Genomic DNA, 15,227 nt, shown 5'->3' with positions numbered 1-15,227 from the left:
ATGAAGACCACACAATTCACAGCCAAGACAGCGCTCAGTAGTGCATTGGTAACCGCCATGCTCATGGCTGCCCAGTCGACCCAGGCGGCTGGACTGACTATCGGTCAGGAACCGCTGTTCCTGACCGAAGGTGTTGCCCCCAACCTGCTGGTGACGCTGGACGACTCCGGTTCCATGGCCTATGCCTTTGCTCCGGATAGCATCTCGGGAAGGTCTACGACCCGCAGATTCAGATCATCGGACTATAACCCGATGTACTACAACCCCAATACGACTTACGCCCGCCCCAAGAGCGTGACCTTCAACAGTCGCACGGGGTTGATTTCTACAACGGAATACACCACCAGCTATACACAGGCCTATATCAACGGTTTCAAGCCCAACCTGGGCTCTATAAATCTTTCAAACAACTACCTCGTAACGACTACCCATACACCCGACAGCACCTCCCAGAGCCAGGCGAATCACCCTTCAAGTGATTTCAACCGAACCGGTCGGGCATCTGCCGCATATTATTACGTTCGCGACAACTCTCTCAGTAACTGTAATGGCACACTTGAAGACGATGACTGTTACCGGCTGGTGTGGGTCAGCAGTGCCGAACAGCAGAACTTCGCGAACTGGTATTCGTTCTACAGGACTCGTACGCTAGCGACAGCCTCGGCCGCCAATCTGGCGTTCCTGTCACTCCCCGACAACGTCCGCGTCACCTGGCAGATGCTCAACACTTGCAGAAGCATTGGTTCTGGCAACTGCAGCGGCGCCGACAACAGCTATTCCAACTACCTGCGCAACTTTGCCAACCAGCATCGCGAGGGCTTCTTCTCCTGGTTGGCCGATCTGCCTGCAAGTGGGGGCACCCCCCTACGCGCCGCAGCTCAGCGGGCAGGTAACTTTCTCTCGACTACCGGCGTCAACGGCCCTTGGGCCTATGCCCCTGGCACAACAACGTCACCACAGTATTCCTGCCGCTCCACCTACCATATTTTAATGACCGATGGTCTGTGGAATGGGAGTCTATCCACCGATGTGGGTGATACCGACGGGACCAGCCGAACATTGCCTGATGGTACAGCCTATACAGCAAGAGCGCCGTTCCGTGACGGTGCCAGCCGTAACGATGAGAACACCCTGGCAGACTTGGCATTCAAGTACTGGGCCGAGGATGCGAATACGAACCTGGCGAACGGCCTGAAACCCTTCATCCCGGCCACCAACGCCGACCCAGCGACCCAGTACTGGGACCCTCGCAACAACCCGGCCACCTGGCAACATATGGTGACCTATACGCTGGGCCTGGGCTTGACTCGTAGCCTGACCAACCCAGCCTGGGGCGGCAGTACGTTCGAAGGCGACTATGACCGCCTGCGCCAGGGACTCGTAGACTGGCCTCAGCCGGCCAGCAACCAATCGCAAAACGTGTACGAGCTTTGGCACGCGGCACTCAACTCTAGGGGCGAATTCTTCAGCGTCGACTCGCCGAACGACATGGTGGCGGCCTTCCAGACCATCCTCAATCGCATTGCCGCCCGCGATACATCGGCCTCTGCGGCCTCGCTGGAGTCGGCAGTCGCCACATTCGACAACGAGGCCTACTACGCACGCTTTTCCAGCAAGAACTGGAGCGGCGAACTGGTCAAGTATGACGTGGACAGCAACGGACTCCTGACGTTTGCCTGGAATGCGCGTGACCCACTGAACAGTCGCTCACCTGCATCGCGCACCATCATGTTCAACCAGAACGGGACGTTGCAGCCGTTCCTGTGGAGCAATCTGTCCACGGCGCAGCAAACGACGCTCAATCGTACCGCTGCTGGGGTAGCAGATACCCGCGGGGAGTCCCGCGTGAACTATATCCGCGGCGACCGCAGCCTGGAGACCAGCACGTTCCGCACTCGGGAGCACCTGCTGGGGGACATCATCCACTCCAGCCCGATTGCGGTAGGAGCGCCAGACCGGGTGCCCAACCTGATGGACCAGGCCGCTGGCAGCTCTGGCGCCCAGTCCTACAACAACTTCGCCCTCAGCAAGGCCAACCGGGCCAAACGGATCTACGTTGGCGCGAATGACGGCATGCTGCATGCGTTCGACGCCTCGGGCAGCGAAGTATTTGCCTATGTACCAACGGCGGTGATCGAAAAGCTCAATCTGCTGACAGACAAGAGCTACACCCACCAGTTCTATGTTGACGGCACGCCCGTAGTGAGTGACATATTCGACGGCACGAATTGGAGGACCATTCTGGTCGGCACACTGCGTGGCGGCGGCCGTTCGGTTTTCGCTCTGGACATCACCGACCCCAACAATATCTCGCTGCTGTGGGAGTTCAGCTCCACTGCCGATGCGGACCTTGGCTTCACCTTTCCCGAACCCATCATCAGCAAACTGCACAATGGCAAGTGGGGCGTAATCCTCGCCAACGGCTACAACAGCACCAACGACCGCGCGGCCCTGTTCATTCTTGATGCAGTTGATGGCACGGTCACCCGGAAATTCACGGTGGGCACCGCCGGCACCATCAATGGCCTGTCCTCGCCGAGGGCTGTAGACATCAACGGGGACCTGGTCACCGACTACGTCTATGCCGGCGATCTCACTGGCAACCTCTGGCGTTTCGACCTGTTCGATGCCAGCAAATCGTCACCACTGCAGAACACAGCCAATGTCAACGCCAGCACTTTCAAGGTCGCGTTTGGCGGAAACCCGCTGTACACGGCTCTTGCCAGTGACGGCTCGACTCGACAGCCGATCACCGCAGCACCGGCGCTGGTTCGCCACCCATCGGGCACTGGCTACATCGTGGGCTTTGGTACCGGCAAGTACTTCGAAACCACGGACTCTCAGGCCAATACCTCCGTCGCGATGTCACTTTATGGCATATGGGATCGCCAGACGGCCGGGGAAACCGCCAGCTCAACGCCAAGCGTGGCACGCAGCAACCTGGTTGCCCAGACGATAAGCACCTCGGTAACCAGTACCTTCACGGACAGTGACAACAGCTCGTCCCGCAGCCGTGAAATTCGCACAATCAGCAAGAACCCCATTCAGTGGATGAATGGCACCAACGTCAACAAGTACGGCTGGTTCCTGGACCTGAAGGAAGGCAACACGCTGAAAGGGGAGCTCGTCACCACGCCGCTGACATCGCGCGGGAACGTACTGCTCGCAGCAACCACGGTGCCGAACTCGGACCCATGCAGCTCGGGCATCGACCGCTGGTTCCTGGCAATCGACGGTCGCACCGGTGGGGCCACTGACTTCAACGTGCTCGACCTGACCGGCAACAACTACGTGACCGCAGACGACTCCTACAACGGCCAGGTCGTGTCCAGTGTTCGCATACCGGGCTTCGGCTCCCCAGCGGTCGTGGGGACTCAGGCATTCTTCAACACCGATGGTGGCGTTCAGAAGGAAGTGCTGGACTTCGGTCCCGCCTCAAGAGGCCGCCAGACCTGGCGAGTACTGGGAGAGTAACAATGAAAAAGTTCCTTTTCATATTTGTCAGCGTGTGTGGGCTATGGATGGCCCATGCTTCGGCCCAGGCTCAAACCTTTGAAGCCACTGGCGCCGTGCAGGACATAAACCTGGCACAGTCCAAGATCAGGATCGATGATCGCACTTACCTGCTGCCCAACTCGGTGACCGAGAGCCTGCTGGTCAATGCCGGTCCGGTGATCTATCAGCTCCAGATAGGCACCGTCATCGCGTTTTCCGGAACCGAGTCAGGTAGCATTGCCAAGATCGAGTCGGTCGCCATCTTGCTGCAACCGAGCCCCGAGGAAGTGCAGGAACTGCTGAGAGAGCGAGCGAATGAACAGAACTAAGAACTCGGGTTTTACCCTGATCGAGCTGATGATTGCAGTGATGATCATTGGTGTGCTGGCGGCCATTGCCATTCCCAGTTACCAGCAGTACGTCACGCGCTCGAACCGTACCGAAGGCATGGCGCTGCTGCAGGAGGCAGCAGCGCGCCAGGAACGTTTCATGACCCAGAACAATCGCTATGCGACTACAGTGGCAGAGCTGGGCTACACCGCAACGGGAGGACGCGCGGCGGGGCGCTCAGCCAACAACTTCTATCAGCTGACCATCGCCAATAGTGCTTCCACCGTCGAATACAGCATGACCGTGGTTCCTCAAGGCGTACAGGCCAGCCGTGACAGCGAATGCGGAACCCTGGGTCTGAACCATGCGGGTGCCAAGAGCAAGACTGGTAGTGGAGCGCTATCCGACTGCTGGAAATAACGCCCCCTCAGATCGCCTTAACCCTCAACTCCTTCGGCATGGAGAACGTCACGTTCTCCGGCCGCCCCTCCAGTTCGCACTCCCCTTCTGCGCCCCAGGCGCGGAGTTGTTCCACCACACCGCGCACCAGGACTTCCGGGGCAGAGGCACCGGCGGTGATACCTACACCCGCCACACCGTCAAACCACTCGGACTTGAGGTCTTCGGCGCCGTCGATGAGGTAGGCCGGCGTGCCCATGCGCTCGGCCAGTTCGCGCAGGCGATTGGAGTTGGAGCTGTTCGGGCTGCCGACCACCAGCAGCACATCGCACTCGCTGGCGAGCTGCTTGACCGCGTCCTGGCGGTTCTGCGTGGCATAGCAGATGTCGTCCTTGCGCGGCCCGCCAATGGCAGGGAATCTGGCGCGCAGGGCGTCGATCACCTTGCTGGTATCGTCCATCGACAAGGTGGTCTGGGTCACGAACGCCAGGTTCTGCGGGTCGCGCACCTGCAATTCGGCGACGTCCGCCTCGTCCTCCACCAGGTAGATGGCGCCACCGTTGCTGGCGTCATACTGGCCCATGGTGCCCTCGACTTCCGGGTGGCCTTCGTGGCCGATGAGGATGCACTCGCGACCTTCACGGCTGTAGCGCACCACTTCCATGTGCACCTTGGTCACCAGCGGGCAGGTGGCGTCGAAGACCTTGAGACCACGGTTCGCCGCCTCGTCGCGCACCGCCTTGGAAACACCGTGCGCACTGAAGATGACGATGACGTCGTCCGGCACCTGATCCAGTTCCTCGACGAACACCGCGCCACGGGCGCGCAGGTCCTCGACCACGAACTTGTTGTGCACCACTTCATGACGCACGTAGATCGGCGGACCGAATACCTCCAGGGCACGGTTGACGATCTCGATGGCGCGGTCGACACCGGCGCAGAAGCCACGGGGATTGGCGAGTTTGATATGCATACAAGGCGTCTCGCGATAAAACGAAGGATCGGCACAAGGCACTTGAGTGATCCCGAAAGTCGCAGCCTGCGCGGAATACGCGCAGGCTGCAAGAAGAGCTCGCGGCTGAAGCCGCTCCTACAGGGTCAGCACGACCGGTTAGAGCGCTTTGACCTCGATGATTTCCACATCGAACTGCAGCACCTTGCCTGCCAGCGGGTGGTTGAAATCGATGGTCACCTGAGCGTCGTCGAAGGCTTTGACCACACCCGGCAGCTCGGCATTGGCGGCGTCATTGAAGATCACCAGCAAGCCCTCGGACAGCTCCATGCCCTCGAACTGGCTGCGCGGCATGACCTGCACGTTCTGCGGGTTGGGCTGGCCGAAGCCCTGCTCCGGCTGGACCTGCACGCTGCGCTTGTCGCCGGCCTTGAAGCCGTACAGCGCCTGTTCGAAGCCCGGCAACAGGTTGCCATCGCCGACCTTGAAGGTGGCCGGCTGCTTGTCGAACGTGCTGTCGACCACATCGCCGTTTTCCAGCTTGAGGGCGAAATGCAGGGTGACCTCGCGATCCGGGCCGATGCGTACGTCGCTCATTGCGCAGCCTCCTTCGCGGACTTGTCGCTCTTGAACATATCCAGTGCCAGCAGGATGGCGCCGAGGGTGATGAAGGTGTCGGCCAGGTTGAACGCCGGGAAGAACCAGCGGTTCTGCCAGTGCACCAGGATGAAATCGACCACATGACCGAGCACGACGCGGTCGTACAGGTTACCCAGCGCACCGCCCAGGACCATGGCCAGCGCCACGGCGAGGAGGGTTTCGTGGCGCTTGAGACGCTTGACCCAGACCACCAGCACGACGCTGACCACGATGGCGATGGCGGCGAAGAACCAGCGCTGCCAGCCGTCGGCATCCGCCAGGAAGCTGAATGCCGCGCCGGTGTTGTAGGCCAGGGTCCAGTCGAAGTAGTCAGGGATGACCTGAATACGCTGGTACATGCTCAGGCTGCCTTCGAAGAAGTCCTTGCTGACCCGGTCGACGACCAGGATCAGCACGCTCAGCAGCAGCCAGGGCAAGTGCCCGAAACGCGAAGACTCAGGCATGCTTGCGCACCTCGCCGTCACCCTCGATGTTGCTCACGCAGCGGCTGCACAGTTCCGGATGCGCGGCGTGGCTGCCGACGTCGGCACGCAGGTGCCAGCAACGACCGCACTTGGCATGCGCGGACTTGACGATCCTCAGCTTCAGGCCCGGCACCTCGGTGCTGACGGCATCGGCCGGCGCATCCGCCAGGGGCGCGGTGGTGGCAGCGGAGGTGATCAGCGCGAAGCGCAGCTCGTCGCCGAGCTTGGCCAGATCGCCGCTGAGGGCGTCGTCGCTGAACAGGGTGACCTCAGCCTGCAGGCTGGCGCCGATGGTCTTGCTCGCACGCATGGCCTCCAGTTCCTTGTTGACCGCGCCCTTGACGTCCATCACGCGCTGCCAATAGGCCTGATCCAGCTCGAAGCCTTGCGGCAGACGCGCCAGGTTCTCGTACCAGGTGGCCAGCATCACCGACTCGGCGCGCTCACCCGGCAGGAACTGCCAGATTTCCTCGGCGGTGAACGCCAGGATCGGCGCCACCCAGCGCACCAGCGCCTCACAGATGTGGAACAGCGCGCTCTGGCAGGAGCGACGCGCCACGCTGTCGGCCGCCGTGGTGTACTGGCGGTCCTTGATGATGTCCAGGTAGAAGCCGCCCAGCTCCTGCACGCAGAAGTTGTGCACCTTGGAGTAGACGTTCCAGAAGCGGTACTCGCCGTAGGCCTCGGTCAGCTCGTCCTGCAGGCGCGCGGTGGCGTCCACCGCCCAGCGGTCGAGGTCGAGCATCTGCTCGGGTTGCAGCAGGTCCCTGGCCGGGTCGAAACCGTTGAGGTTGGCCAGCATGAAGCGCGCGGTGTTGCGGATGCGGCGGTAGGCGTCGGCACTGCGCTGCAGGATCTGGTCGGAAACGGCCATCTCGCCGGAGTAGTCGGTCGATGCTACCCACAGGCGCAGGATGTCGGCGCCCATGCTGTCGATCACCTTTTGCGGCGCGACCACGTTGCCGAGCGACTTGGACTGCTTGCGGCCCTGCTCGTCGACGGTGAAGCCGTGGGTCAGCAGTTCCTTGTACGGCGCGTGGCCGTCGATGGCGCAGCCGGTCAGCAGGGAGGAATGGAACCAGCCGCGGTGCTGGTCGGAACCTTCCAGATAGAGGTCGGCCACCGGACCGCTGCGGTGCGCCAGGTCGGCGTGGGAGCCGCGCAGCACGTGCCAGTGGGTGGTGCCGGAATCGAACCACACGTCCAGGGTGTCGCGGCTCTTGTCGTACTGCTCGGCCTCGGCGCCCAGCAGCTCGGCGGCGTCAAGCTTGAACCAGGCTTCGATGCCCTCCTGCTCGACGCGCCCCGCCACCTCTTCCATCAGTTCGACGGTGCGCGGGTGCAGCTCGCCGCTCTCCTTGTGGGTGAAGAACGGGATCGGCACGCCCCAGTTGCGCTGACGCGAGATGCACCAGTCCGGACGCCCGGCGATCATGCTGTGCAGACGCGCCTGTCCCCAGGCCGGGACGAATTTGGTTTGTTCGATGGCCGCCAGCGAGCGCTCACGCAGGGTGCCACCCTCCTTCGGCTGGCTGTCCATGCCGACGAACCACTGCGCGGTGGCGCGGTAGATCAACGGCGTCTTGTGGCGCCAACAGTGCATGTAGCTGTGGCTGATGGTGGCGTGCTTGAGCAGCGCACCGGCTTCTTCGAGCTTGCTGACGATGGCCGGGTTGGCCTTCCAGATGAACTGGCCGCCGAAGAACGGCAGCGACTCGGCGTACACGCCGTTGCTCTGCACCGGGTTGAGGATGTCGTCGTTGCTCATGCCGTACGCCTTGCAGGTACGGAAGTCGTCCTCGCCGTAGGCGGGTGCGGAGTGAACGATACCGGTACCGGCGCCCAGCTCGACGTAGTCGGCCAGGTACACCGGCGACAGACGCTCGTACAGCGGGTGGCGGAAGTTGATCAGGTCCAGCGCCGCGCCCGGCGCGGTGGCCACCACCTCGCCCTGCAGGTCGTAGCGCTGCAGACAGCTTTCCACCATCTCTTCGGCCAGCAGCAGCAGACGGTCACCGACGTCGACCAGGGCGTAGGTAAATTCCGGATGCACGTTCAGCGCCTGGTTGGCCGGGATGGTCCAGGGCGTGGTGGTCCAAATGACGATGGCGGCCGGCTTGCTCAGGCTGGCCAGACCGAAGGCGGCGGCCAGCTTGTCGGCATCGGCGACCGGGAAGGCGACGTCGATGGCTTCGGACTTCTTGTCCATGTACTCGACTTCGGCCTCGGCCAGCGCCGAGCCACAGTCGAAGCAGAAGTTGACCGGCTTGAGGCCCTTGAACACGAAACCGTTCTTGACCATCTCGGCCAGGGCGCGGATCTCGCCGGCCTCGTTGGCGAAGTTCATGGTCAGGTAGGGGTTGTCCCAGTCACCCAGCACGCCAAGGCGGACGAAACCGGCCTTCTGCTCTTCCACCTGTTCGGCGGCATAGGCACGGCAGCGCTCGCGGGTCAGGTCGGCCGGCTGGTTCTTGCCGAAGGTGGTCTCGACCTTGTGCTCGATCGGCAGGCCGTGGCAGTCCCAGCCCGGCACGTAGGGCGCGTCGAAGCCGGCCATGGTCTTGGAACGGGTGATGATGTCCTTGAGGATCTTGTTCAGCGCGTGGCCGATGTGAATGCTGCCGTTGGCGTAGGGGGGGCCGTCGTGCAGGATGAACTTCGGACGCCCCTCACCCGCCTTGCGCAGCTTCTCGTACAGGCCAATATCAATCCAGCGCTGCAGGGTCTGCGGCTCGCGTTGCGGCAGGCCAGCCTTCATCGGGAAGGGGGTGTCGGGCAGGTTCAGCGTGGCTTTGTAATCGGTCATGTCGGACTCTTCATCAGCGGGTGGCTCTGCCAATATTCACGGGCAGTTGCAATATCGGCGGCAATTGCCGCCTTCAAAGTCTCCAGCGAGGCGAAACGCTGCTCATCACGCAGCTTGTGGTGGAAAGCCACCGAGAGGCGCCGGCCATACAGATCGCCGGCAAAATCCAGAAGGTGTACTTCCAGATGGGCGCTGCCGTCACCGGCAACGCTGGGGCGCACGCCAATATTGGCGACGCCTGGTTGAATCACGCCATCGACGTCACAGCTCACCAGATAGACGCCGGTCAGCGGCACCTTGCGCCGCTTGAGCTGGATATTGGCAGTGGGGGCATTCAGCTGGCGACCGAGCTTCTGCCCGTGCAGCACCCGCCCGACGATGCGAAACGGCCGCCCCAGCAGGGCTTCGGCCAGTTCGAAATCGCCATCGGCCAGCGCCTGACGCACGCGTGTGCTGCTGACCCGGCCACCGCGCACCTCGACCGTGGTCGAGGCATCGACGCTGAAGCCATGACGCTGGCCAGCCGCCTTGAGAAACTCGAAATCGCCGGCCCGGTCGCAACCGAAGCGGAAATCGTCGCCGATCTCCAAGTCCCTGACCTTGAGCCCATCGACCAGCACGCGCTGCACGAACTCGGCCGCCGACAACTCCCGCAGTCGGCGATTGAAGGCCAGGCACAGCACCATATCGACGCCTTCCGCAGCCAGCAGGGCAAGCTTGTCACGCAGGCGGGTCAGGCGCGCCGGAGCGGTATCCGGGCCGAAGAATTCTCGCGGCTGCGGCTCGAAGATCACCACGCAACTGGGCACGGCCAACTCCGCGGCACGCTCACGCAGGCGCGCCAGAATGGCCTGGTGCCCACGATGAACGCCGTCGAAATTACCGATGGTGACCACACAGCCCCGCGCCTGGGACTGCAGGTTATGAAGACCTCGAACCAGCTGCATAGCACGCTTCTTGTTCACAAAGTGGCCGATTATACGCACAGCACGCCATGCACAACAGGCGTCAAAGCGCCCGTCGGGCAAAGTCGCGCAGACGGAATCCCAGCAGCAGCAACATGCCGAAGTAGGTGATCAGGCCGGCGACCACCAGCCCCGCGAGGCGCAACAGGCGCAGCGGCATCTCGCCATCGGCCCAGGCCGGCATGACCTGCAGCAAGCCCAGCAACACCGCGACCATGGCTACCACCGCCAGCACCAGCTTGAGCAGGAACAGGCCCCAGCCGGGCAACGGGCGGAAGATGTCGGCGCGGCGCAGCTGCCAGTACAGCAGGCCGGCGTTGAGGCAGGCCGCCAGGCTGATCGCCAGCGCCAGGCCGGCGTGCGCCAGCGGGCCGACCAGCGCCAGGTTCATCAGCTGGGTGAAGAGCAGCGTCACCACGGCGATCTTCACCGGCGTCTTGATGTTCTGCTGCGCGTAGAAGCCGGGCGCGAGAATCTTCACCAGGATGATGCCGAGCAGCCCGATGGAATAGGCGATCAGCGCCTGCTGGGTCATCAGCGCATCGGTGGCGCTGAATTTGCCGTACTGGAACAGCGACACGGTCAACGGCTCGGCCAGCACCGCCAGCGCCAGCGCACTGGGCAGCACCAGCAGGAAGCACAGGCGCAGGCCCCAATCGAGCAGGCGCCGGTACTCCTCACGGTCGCGACTGGCGTAGGTCTTGGACAGCGCCGGCAGGAGGATGGTCCCCAGCGCCACGCCCAGCACCCCGGAGGGCAGCTCCATCAGGCGATCGGCGTAGTACATCCAGGACACCGAGCCGGCCACCAGGAACGAGGCGAAGATGGTGTTGATGATCAGCGAGATCTGGCTCACCGAGACGCCGAAGATCGCCGGCCCCATCTGTTTCAGCACCCGCCACACGCCGAGGTCGGAGAAGTTCAGCCGCGGCAGGACCAGCATACCGATCCGTTTCAGGTGCGGAAGCTGCCAGACCAGTTGCGCCACGCCACCAGCCAGTACCGCCCAGCCGAGTGCCATGATCGGCGGGTCGAAATAGGGGGTCAGGAACAGCGCGAAGACGATCATGCTGACGTTGAGCAGGGTCGGCACGAAGGCCGGCACCGAGAAGCGGTTCCAGGTATTGAGGATGGCGCCGGCCAGCGAGGACAGAGAAATCAGCAATATATAAGGAAAGGTCACCCGCAACAGATCGACGGTCAGCCCGAAACGCTCGCCATCCTCGGCGAAGCCCGGCGCCGAGGCCCAGACGATCCAGGGGGCGGCCAGTACGCCGATGGCGGTCACCAGCGCCAGCACCAGCGTCAGCAGGCCGGAGACATAGGCGACGAAGGTGCGCGTGGCCTCCTCGCCCTGCTGCATCTTGTACTCCGCCAGAATAGGCACGAAGGCCTGGGAGAACGCGCCCTCGGCGAAGATGCGACGCAGCAGGTTGGGCAGCTTGAAGGCCACGACGAAGGCGTCCGACGCCACCCCGGCACCGAAGGTACGGGCGATGATGGTGTCACGCACGAAGCCCAGCACGCGGGAAACCATGGTCAGAGAGCTGACGGCGGCCAGGGATTTGAGCAGATTCATGGAGGTCAGGGCTTTTCCGAACGGCGGCGAACGTGGACAATCCGCCGCTCGCAAAAGCGTCGAGTGTAGCGAGCCACCGCTGGTCAGGCCAGCGGCGAAAAGCACCCGCGGACTTGACAGCCGATAGTCATGTCGGCATGATTCGCGGCCTTAATTTGTGTAAACCCCCCAGTTTTCGAGGAGCTTGACGGTGGCCAACTCACCTTCTGCCAAAAAACGCGCCAAACAGGCTGAGAAGCGCCGTAGCCATAACGCCAGCCTGCGCTCGATGGTCCGTACCTACATCAAGAACGTGGTCAAGGCTATTGCTGCCAAGGATCTCGAGCTTGCCAAGACCGCTTACACCGCAGCCGTTCCGGTCATCGACCGCATGGCTGACAAAGGCATCATCCACAAGAACAAAGCCGCTCGTCACAAGAGCCGCCTGAACGCGCACATCAAGGCGCTGGGCGAAGCTGCTGCCGCCTGATCGCGACAGGTTCTTGAAAAACCGGCCCCTGTGGCCGGTTTTTTATTGCCCCGGATTCCTGCTCCGCAGGCCATAAAAAATGCCCGCGCTCCCAGGGAGGCGGGCATTTTTCTGCAAGGCCCTCAGCCGCGCGCGGCCTTGATCACCTCGATGTAAGGCTCGGCATTGCGCTGGTCCTGGATCAGCGCAACGAAGTCGTTGCCCTGCGCATCCGTCGCGGCGAGATCATGGCCGGCGGCCACGAAGAAGCCCACGAAGCGCTCGAAGTCATCGACACGCAGGCCACGGTAGGCCTTGACCAGCTTGTGCAGCGACGGCGGCGTGGCGTCCGCCGGTTCCACCGCAAGGAACAGCTTGATCGAGTCATCGCTGATTTCTTCGCCAATCACCTGCTTCTTGTCTTTACGCATCGCCTGCTCCCGCCAGCATTACAGAGGGCCGGCAGTGTACCGCCGAGCCGGGCGCTGCTCAACGCGCAGCCGGACACGCTAACACCGGCACGACTGCCGCAACAGCCGACCTAGGTCATACCGCGCCCGGCATCCTGGCTCCTATAATGCGCCAAGCCACCCTGGAGCCAGCATGTCACGTCAATCGTTACCGCTGTTCGCCGCCTGGCGCCAGACCCGGCGCGCCGGTTATTCGTGGAAGGCCCTGCGTGGCGACCTGAGCGCCGGCCTGACGGTCGGCATCATCGCCATTCCCCTGGCCATGGCGCTGGCCATCGCCGTGGGTGTGGCGCCCCAGCACGGCCTCTACACCGTCCTGATCGCGGCGCCGCTGATTGCCCTGTGCGGTGGCTCGCGCTTCAACATCTGCGGCCCCACGGCCGCCTTCGTGGTGATCCTCCTGCCGATCACCCAGCGGTACGGCCTCGGCGGCCTGCTGCTATGCACGATGCTCGCCGGAGCCATTCTGATCGCCCTGGGACTGCTGCGCGCCGGGCGCCTGATCGAGTTCGTGCCCTACCCGGTGACACTGGGCTTTACCGCCGGCATCGGCATCGTCATCGCCATCCTGCAGATCAAAGACCTGTTCGGCCTGCACCTGGCCAGCACACCCCATCACCTGCTGGAACAGCTGAAGCTGCTGGCGCAGGCCCTGCCCGGCCTGCAACCGGGCGACAGCCTGGTCGGCGCAGCGGCCCTGGCAACGCTACTGATCTGGCCGCGTCTGGTGCCGAAAGTCCCCGCGCATCTGGTCGCCCTGGCGCTTGGTGCACTGCTGGCGCTCGCCCTGGAGCAGCTCGGGCTGCCCGTGGCAACACTCGGCGAGCGCTTCAGCTATCAGCTCGATGGCGTCGAATACCCTGGCATCCCGCCGTTCCTGCCGGACCTGGCCCTACCCTGGAGCCTGCCCGGCGCCGACGGCCAACCCCTGACGCTGTCCTTCGAACTGATCCGCCAACTGCTGGCCCCGGCATTCGCCATCGCCATGCTGGGCGCCATCGAATCGCTGCTCTGCGCCGTGGTCGCCGACGGCATGACCGGCAGCAAGCACGACCCCAATGCCGAACTGATCGGCCAGGGACTGGGCAACCTGGCCGCGCCCTTCTTCGGCGGCATCACCGCCACTGCCGCCATCGCCCGCACCGCTGCCAACGTGCGTGCCGGTGCCTTCTCGCCACTGGCCGCCCTGGTGCATGCCGGCGTGGTGCTGGCGGCGATCCTGCTGCTGGCACCGCTGTTCAGCTATCTGCCGATGGCCGCGCTGGCGGCGTTGCTGCTGATGGTGGCGTGGAACATGAGCGAGCCGCAGCATGTCCTACACACCCTGCGCATCGCGCCGCGCAGCGATGTGCTGGTGCTGCTCGTCTGCCTGGTGCTGACGGTGCTGTTCGACATGGTGCTGGCCGTGGGCGTCGGCCTGCTGCTGGCCGCCGGGCTGTTCATCAAGCGCATGAGCGAACTGACCGACACCGCGAGCCTCAACCGCCAGCAGCGCCAGGTCCTGCAGGACCTGCCCGAGCACGTGCTGGCTTACGCCATCCGTGGCCCGCTGTTCTTCGGTGCGGCGGAAAAGGCGCTGAGCGTGCTGCGCCGCTTCACGCCGGGGGTGCGCATCGTGATCGTCGACATCACCGCCGTACCGCTGCTGGACATGACGGCCCTGGCCGCACTGGACAACGTCCTGCGCGACTATCGGCAGCAGAACGTGGCACTGATCCTCAGCGGCGCGACGGCTCAGGTGCGCCTGCAGCTGCGTCGCGCCGGGGTGCTGCGCCGCGAAGGCGAACTGGCCTACGTGCGCGACCTGGCACAGGCGCGCGCGAAGGCGTTGCGCTGGTTGGGGGAAAAACCTCAGGAAGCCTAGGCGCGCATGGCACACGCCCAAGGCGGGGCAGCGGCTTACAGGCCCTTGACCGCGAAGATGCCGGCAGCGTTGCGCCAGTATCCCTTGTAGTCCATGCCGTAGCCGAAGATGTAGCGGTCGATGCACTGCAGACCGACGTAGTTGGCCTTCAGGTCCGGGCGCGCCTTGCGGTCATGCTCCTTGTCGATCAACACCGCAGTGTGCACGGCACGGGCACCGGCATGGTGGCAGAAGTCGATGATGGCGCCGAGGGTATGCCCCTCGTCGAGGATGTCGTCAATGATCAGCACGTCGCGGTCGATGAACGAGACTTCCGGCTTGGCCTTCCAGAACAGTTCGCCACCGCTGGTTTCATTGCGGTAACGGGTCGCGTGCAGGTAGGACGCCTCGAGCGGGAAGTTCAGCTTAGGCAGCAGCTTGCCGGAGAAGATCAGCCCGCCGTTCATCACGCAGAACACCACCGGGTTGCTCTCGGCCAGTTCGGCATTGATCTGGCCGGCGACCTTGTCGATGGCCGCTTCGACCTGGGCGTCGGTGAACAGGCAGTCGGCTTCCGCCATGACTTGGCGGATATGCGCGAGATCGGCGGACATGATGGCGTTCTCTCTTGATCGGGCTGATGAATGGCGCTGAACAGCCTGAAAGCTGATCGAGTCGTCAAATAAAAGCGGGCAAAGGTACAGACCTGGACAGCGCTTGCCAAGTCTCGCCTGACCAGCGTAGCCCATGCAGGACGCCGTGTGCCGTGACCCGCAAGTCACCCACCACTTGGCACGAGCAATGCTTTAATCTAAC

At 63.3% G+C, this 15,227-nt stretch carries 13 protein-coding genes; 5 read left to right on the top strand and 8 right to left on the bottom strand.

What is annotated here, in order from left to right; all coding sequences use genetic code 11:
• Genes FIV02_RS04985 through FIV02_RS04975 form a run of 3 tightly spaced genes read left to right on the top strand, consistent with a single transcriptional unit; the run spans window position 1 to window position 4,245 of the window.
• Window positions 1-3,474 (top strand): pilus assembly protein, encoded by a 3,474-nt coding sequence (locus FIV02_RS04985; protein ID WP_152487965.1) that lies wholly within the window; start codon window positions 1-3, stop codon window positions 3,472-3,474.
• Window positions 3,475-3,476: 2 nt separating this feature from the next.
• A complete protein-coding gene (locus FIV02_RS04980) occupies window positions 3,477-3,824 on the top strand; it encodes a PilY2 family type 4a fimbrial biogenesis protein (RefSeq protein WP_152487964.1) in 348 nt (115 codons plus the stop codon).
• Complete coding sequence (locus FIV02_RS04975) at window positions 3,811-4,245, top strand: type IV pilin protein (RefSeq protein WP_152487963.1); 435 nt, start codon at window positions 3,811-3,813, stop codon at window positions 4,243-4,245. The genes FIV02_RS04980 and FIV02_RS04975 overlap by 14 nt, the downstream gene beginning before the upstream one ends.
• Window positions 4,246-4,252: 7 nt before the next feature.
• On the opposite strand, the gene ispH is transcribed toward FIV02_RS04975, so the two are convergent.
• From ispH to murJ, 6 genes are all read right to left on the bottom strand, one after another.
• On the bottom strand, window positions 4,253-5,197 hold the full coding sequence (gene ispH / locus FIV02_RS04970) for a 4-hydroxy-3-methylbut-2-enyl diphosphate reductase (RefSeq protein ID WP_150608208.1): 945 nt from the start codon (window positions 5,195-5,197) through the stop codon (window positions 4,253-4,255).
• A 138-nt stretch (window positions 5,198-5,335) separates the two neighbouring features.
• A complete protein-coding gene (locus tag FIV02_RS04965) occupies window positions 5,336-5,773 on the bottom strand; it encodes a peptidylprolyl isomerase (RefSeq protein WP_047590269.1) in 438 nt (145 codons plus the stop codon).
• The gene (lspA, locus tag FIV02_RS04960; protein ID WP_037046727.1) at window positions 5,770-6,279 is read right to left on the bottom strand and encodes a signal peptidase II; all 510 of its coding nucleotides are present in this window, start codon (window positions 6,277-6,279) and stop codon (window positions 5,770-5,772) included. The genes FIV02_RS04965 and lspA overlap by 4 nt, the downstream gene beginning before the upstream one ends.
• Complete coding sequence (ileS, locus tag FIV02_RS04955) at window positions 6,272-9,106, bottom strand: isoleucine--tRNA ligase (RefSeq protein WP_152487962.1); 2,835 nt, start codon at window positions 9,104-9,106, stop codon at window positions 6,272-6,274. Before ileS ends, lspA begins: the two co-directional genes overlap by 8 nt.
• Window positions 9,103-10,053, bottom strand: a complete 951-nt coding sequence (gene ribF / locus FIV02_RS04950) for a bifunctional riboflavin kinase/FAD synthetase (RefSeq protein ID WP_152487961.1) — start codon at window positions 10,051-10,053, stop codon at window positions 9,103-9,105. The genes ileS and ribF overlap by 4 nt, the downstream gene beginning before the upstream one ends.
• 61 nt (window positions 10,054-10,114) lie before the next feature.
• Window positions 10,115-11,650 carry a murein biosynthesis integral membrane protein MurJ gene (murJ, locus tag FIV02_RS04945; protein WP_037046721.1) on the bottom strand — a complete coding sequence of 512 codons (1,536 nt, stop codon included), beginning with the start codon at window positions 11,648-11,650 and terminating at the stop codon, window positions 10,115-10,117.
• A gap of 190 nt (window positions 11,651-11,840) precedes the next feature.
• Between murJ and rpsT the strand changes: the two genes are divergently transcribed.
• Window positions 11,841-12,119 carry a 30S ribosomal protein S20 gene (gene rpsT, locus FIV02_RS04940; RefSeq protein WP_003243036.1) on the top strand — a complete coding sequence of 93 codons (279 nt, stop codon included), beginning with the start codon at window positions 11,841-11,843 and terminating at the stop codon, window positions 12,117-12,119.
• Window positions 12,120-12,241: 122 nt separating this feature from the next.
• Here rpsT and FIV02_RS04935 read toward each other — a convergent pair whose 3' ends face one another.
• On the bottom strand, window positions 12,242-12,529 hold the full coding sequence (locus FIV02_RS04935; protein ID WP_037046718.1) for a PA4642 family protein: 288 nt from the start codon (window positions 12,527-12,529) through the stop codon (window positions 12,242-12,244).
• Window positions 12,530-12,701: 172 nt separating this feature from the next.
• Between FIV02_RS04935 and dauA the strand changes: the two genes are divergently transcribed.
• The gene (gene dauA / locus FIV02_RS04930; protein ID WP_152487960.1) at window positions 12,702-14,432 is read left to right on the top strand and encodes a C4-dicarboxylic acid transporter DauA; all 1,731 of its coding nucleotides are present in this window, start codon (window positions 12,702-12,704) and stop codon (window positions 14,430-14,432) included.
• Window positions 14,433-14,467: 35 nt separating this feature from the next.
• On the opposite strand, the gene FIV02_RS04925 is transcribed toward dauA, so the two are convergent.
• Complete coding sequence (locus FIV02_RS04925; RefSeq protein ID WP_037046713.1) at window positions 14,468-15,025, bottom strand: hypoxanthine-guanine phosphoribosyltransferase; 558 nt, start codon at window positions 15,023-15,025, stop codon at window positions 14,468-14,470.
• Between the last annotated feature and the right edge of the window lie 202 nt (window positions 15,026-15,227).

It is taken from the genome of Pseudomonas sp. THAF187a, assembly GCF_009363395.1.
GTDB lineage: Bacteria > Pseudomonadota > Gammaproteobacteria > Pseudomonadales > Pseudomonadaceae > Aquipseudomonas > Aquipseudomonas khazarica.
This window is presented reverse-complemented; position numbering and strand designations above follow the sequence as displayed.